Source organism: Candidatus Symbiopectobacterium sp. (assembly GCF_020054415.1).
Lineage (GTDB): Bacteria > Pseudomonadota > Gammaproteobacteria > Enterobacterales > Enterobacteriaceae > Symbiopectobacterium.
The window spans coordinates 1-4,308 of the sequence record NZ_JAHWCO010000303.1; the positions used below are offsets into that span (position 1 = coordinate 1).

Here is a 4,308-nt window from a genome sequence, read left to right on the forward strand (position 1 = left end):
AAGGCTTCTGGGTGGTCATCTAAGTCTGAGAGACTACGATGCTCAGGTGGGTGAAGCCATGGCCATGGTCAAAGCGCTTAACCGGATCACGCTATTAGGAATGCCGAACAGTATTCGCATCACGTAACAATCGACCCGTATTACAAGTTCTGATTTATTCAACAAAGCCTTCTGGATGATGACAGGCTGTTTCTTGGGCCATTTCAAGGCCGGGTTGCCTGTGTGCGCATTCCTGCGGGCAAAGGCGTTTGTCGGCGCGCGGTAGTGGAGAACCGCATTCAACGTGTCGATGATGTGCATGCTTTTCCTGGTCACATCGCCTGCGATGCCGCCAGTAATGCCGAGATCGTGTTGCCGCTTTCTGTGAACTGCCAACTGATTGGCGTGCCGGATATTGATAGCACGTCCTATGCGCATTTTGACGCGGAAGACGAAGAAGGTCTTAAAGCGCTGGTCGCCGTGCTCTGCGCACAATTGCAACAGAGCGATGTGCTGATTTTTATCAATTATCTCACGCAGAGAGAAGGATAACGTAGCAATTGCTGATGGTGTCATTATAATGTCGCCTGTTCATGCCTGCGCTGGTTGGCAAACCCGTTGTAATCAGGAAATTTCATGGAAAATCAACCTAACTTGAACAGTAGTAAAGATGTCATTGCCTTTTTGGCAGAACGGTTTCCGCTTTGTTTCACCACTGAAGGTGACACTTGGCCTTTGAAAATCGGTATTTTTCAGGATCTTGTCACGCTTGTTTCAGAGACTGACAGTGTGAGTAAAACGCAATTGCGTTCTGCATTGCGCCTTTATACCTCCAGTTGGCGTTACCTGTACTGCATCAAGCTGGGTGCCCAACGTGTGGATTTGGATGGCAATCCGTGCGGTGAATTGGAACAGCAGCATGTCGATCACGCTCGCAAGCAGTTGGAAGAAGCGAAAGCGCGCGTTCAGGCGCAGCGAGCTGAGCAGCAAGCAAAACGTCGCGCTGCGGGTGAAACTACCGATCAACCTGCGCGTCAGCGTAAACCTGCCCCGCGTCGCGAGCGCCCAGCAGCCGACAGTGCTCCGCGTCAACCTCGTTCCACTGCGCCGCGTGCTTCTGCGCCTCGCCAGCCCAAAGCGGCTAACGAGCGTGCGCCGCAACCGCAGCGTGTTAACGTGACGGATATTGCTGCCCTGAAAATTGGTCAAGAGATCAAGGTCAGAGCGGGCAAAGACGCCATGGACGCCACGGTGCTTGAGATTGCCAAAGGTGAAGTTCGGGTTCAACTGGCTTCCGGTCTGGCAATGATTGTACGCGCAGAACACTTGCAGTTCTGATACGGAGGGCCAACCAGGGCATGAACACATTAATCCGAATGACGGTGCTTGCTGCCGCATTGCTCGCAGGCGTGAGCGTGGCTAAAGAAGCACCTGTCTCGCGCAGTGAAGCGATTGCGCGCAGTGAGATGATCACGCTTGCAGATCAGATTCCCCAACTGCACCAGGAACTTCAGCATGCCACCGAGAGCGATCGCATTACATTGCGTTTCTTACGCTCGCACTACCGGCAGATAGCGCTCGATGAACAATTTTCCGAGAAAATTTTCAACCGCTATCTCAACATGCTGGACTACAGCCATAACGTGCTGTTGGCCTCCGATATCGCCGAATTTGCCAATCAAAAAGGGCAGCTGGGTGAAGACCTGAAAGGCGGCAAACTGGACGTTCCCTATGCGCTCTACAATCTGGCGCAAAAACGACGTTTCGAGCGCTTGCAATATGCCCTCTCCGTATTAGAGAAACACATTGATCTCACAGGAACAGACACCATTGAGTTGGATCGTAGCAAATCGCCGTGGCCACAAAATGTCGGTGAGCTGAACCGCCTGTGGGATGCCAAAGTGAAATATGACTGGCTGGCGTTAAAACTCACCGGTAAAGATGATAAAGAGATCAAGGAAACGCTCACCAAGCGTTACCAGTTTGCCATCCGTCGTTTGGCGCAGAGCAACAGTGAAGACGTTTTTCAACTGGTGATGAATGCGTTTGCGCGAGAAATGGATCCCCATACCAGCTATTTATCACCGCGTAATACGGAACAGTTTAACACTGACATGAGCCTTTCTCTGGAAGGTATCGGCGCAGTGTTGCAAATGGATGATGATTACACGGTCATCAACTCCATGGTGGCGGGTGGCCCGGTGGCAAAAAGTAAAAATATCACTGTTGGCGATCGCATTGTCGGCGTCGGACAAAACGGCAAAACGATGGTAGAAGTGATCGGTTGGCGGCTTGATGACGTGGTGGCGTTGATTAAAGGTCCCAAAGGCAGCAAGGTGCGGCTTGAAATTTTACCCGGTGGCAAAGGCACCAAAACCAAAACCGTCACTTTGACCCGTGAGCGTATTCGTCTGGAAGATCGCGCGGTGAAAATGTCGGTTAAAACCGTGGGCAAAGAGACCATCGGGGTGCTAGATATTCCCAGTTTTTACGTGGGCTTGACGGATGACGTCAAAGTGCAATTGCAAAAGCTGGAAAAACAGAATGTCAGCAGCATTGTGATTGACCTGCGTGGCAACGGCGGCGGTGCGCTGACTGAAGCGGTAGGGCTTTCCGGTCTGTTCATTCCCAGCGGCCCTGTGGTGCAAATCCGTGACAACAACGGCAAGGTGCGTGAAGACAGCGATACCGATGGAGTGGTCTACTATAAAGGTCCGCTGGTCGTGCTGGTTGATCGTTTCAGTGCGTCGGCATCAGAGATTTTCGCTGCCGCCATGCAGGACTATGGCCGTGCATTGATTGTGGGTGAACCAACCTTTGGTAAAGGCACGGTGCAACAGTATCGCTCCTTGAACCGTATTTACGATCAGATGCTGCATCCGGCGTGGCCGGGATTAGGTTCCGTCTCCTACACCATTCAGAAGTTCTACCGTATTGATGGCGGCAGCACTCAGTTGCGCGGTGTCACGCCGGATATTCTGATGCCGACGGGCACAGAGGCAGTTGAAATCGGTGAGAAATTTGAAGATAACGCCTTGATCTGGGATAGCATCAATGCGGCACGCTATGGCAAGCTGGGGGATCTGAAATCCTATATCAGTGCGCTGAAAGAGCAGCACCAGTCGCGTATTGCCAAAGATCCTGAGTTCCAATATATCATTCAGGATGTTGCCCGTTACAACGCCAATAAAGAGAAACGTAATATTGTTTCCCTTAATTACGCACAGCGTGAAAAAGAGAATAACGACGACGAAGCATTACGTTTGAATCGTCTTAACGAACGTTTCAAACGCGAAGGTAAAAAACCACTGAAATCTCTGGATGATTTACCCAAGGATTATCAGGCTCCGGATGCCTATCTGGAAGAAACGGTGCATATTGCCAGCGATCTGTCGCACAGCGTGAAATAGCCTCACGCCACGCAGTACTGCCCCCTGTCAGCCTAACGGTTGACAGGGGGCTTTTTTTTAGCGTTTTCTGATGCTTTTATTCACCATTGAAGCAGGAATGAGCGATATTTAATTTTTGTTTGATATGAATCAAGTAGACTTATACCTGTGCATTTATATTGATAATCGTTATTAGTTTTGTTTGTTTTCTGAGTAGTTACAGCCATCATACCGCGTGAATTCACTCAAGGATTCTGCGGTTTCTCTTTGAGAGCACAACTATGACGCCAGGTCTACACACTCTTCTTGATATTCCCCTCAATATCAGAGCAGTGGTTGCGCGAATTCGTCTCAGCGGTGAGTACCACCAACGTTTACTGGAGTTAGGTATTCGTGTCGGGGGTGAGATTCGGGTTATTCAGCGTGAAGTAAACCAGCCGTTGATGCTGGCTGCGGGCGACGGTCGTATCGCGATTAATTGGGATATGGGCAAGCAGGTTTGGGTGGCACCGCAGGTTACCCAAGGTTGATGCCATCAGGAAGCAACAGGGTGGCATTAATTCAACGAGGAGTGGTATTCATGACAGAGGCCGTATTTCCCGTAGGCAGTTCCTGGCGTGTGCAAGGTTATCAAAAAGGATCAACGGATTACCGTAAGCGCTTGCTGGCGTTAGGGGTGACACCGGGTGTGATCTTCACGGTCACTCGGGTAGCGCCGTTGGGCGATCCTGTCGAATTGCGTTTGCGTGGCGCTGCTATCAGTGTGCGCAAGAGTGAAGCACAAATATTGATCCTGGAACCGGCTTTGTTGAATAATAGGGAATAATGCTGTTATGACACGCCTGTTTTGGATTAAAATGCTGATCGCTCCGGGATGCATCACCACGCTCTGGATTTAACATACTGATTTTACGTCAAGGGAATCCGCAGCCTTTATGGC

The 4,308-nt window shown here is 50.5% G+C and carries 5 protein-coding genes and 2 pseudogenes; 6 read left to right on the forward strand and 1 reads right to left on the reverse strand.

The window, feature by feature from the left end:
- From QZ506_RS08780 to QZ506_RS08805, 6 genes and pseudogenes are all read left to right on the forward strand, one after another.
- Window positions 1-127, forward strand: a pseudogene (locus QZ506_RS08780) (IS5/IS1182 family transposase); the annotation flags it as partial.
- A gap of 41 nt (window positions 128-168) precedes the next feature.
- A pseudogene (locus QZ506_RS08785) lies at window positions 169-531 on the forward strand (GAF domain-containing protein); the annotation flags it as partial.
- Window positions 532-615: 84 nt separating this feature from the next.
- On the forward strand, window positions 616-1,317 hold the full coding sequence (gene proQ / locus QZ506_RS08790) for an RNA chaperone ProQ (protein WP_291970448.1): 702 nt from the start codon (window positions 616-618) through the stop codon (window positions 1,315-1,317).
- Between the two features lie 20 nt (window positions 1,318-1,337).
- Window positions 1,338-3,389, forward strand: coding sequence for a carboxy terminal-processing peptidase (gene prc / locus QZ506_RS08795; RefSeq protein WP_291970450.1), 2,052 nt, complete (start codon window positions 1,338-1,340; stop codon window positions 3,387-3,389).
- 260 nt (window positions 3,390-3,649) lie between these two features.
- Window positions 3,650-3,898: a FeoA family protein gene (locus QZ506_RS08800; protein ID WP_291970452.1), complete on the forward strand. Its 249-nt coding sequence runs from the start codon at window positions 3,650-3,652 to the stop codon at window positions 3,896-3,898.
- 50 nt (window positions 3,899-3,948) lie between these two features.
- Complete coding sequence (locus tag QZ506_RS08805; protein ID WP_291970454.1) at window positions 3,949-4,194, forward strand: FeoA domain-containing protein; 246 nt, start codon at window positions 3,949-3,951, stop codon at window positions 4,192-4,194.
- Here the strand turns inward: QZ506_RS08805 and QZ506_RS08810 are convergent.
- A complete protein-coding gene (locus QZ506_RS08810; RefSeq protein WP_291970455.1) occupies window positions 4,127-4,270 on the reverse strand; it encodes a hypothetical protein in 144 nt (47 codons plus the stop codon). The genes QZ506_RS08805 and QZ506_RS08810 overlap by 68 nt on opposite strands.
- Window positions 4,271-4,308 lie beyond the last annotated feature (38 nt).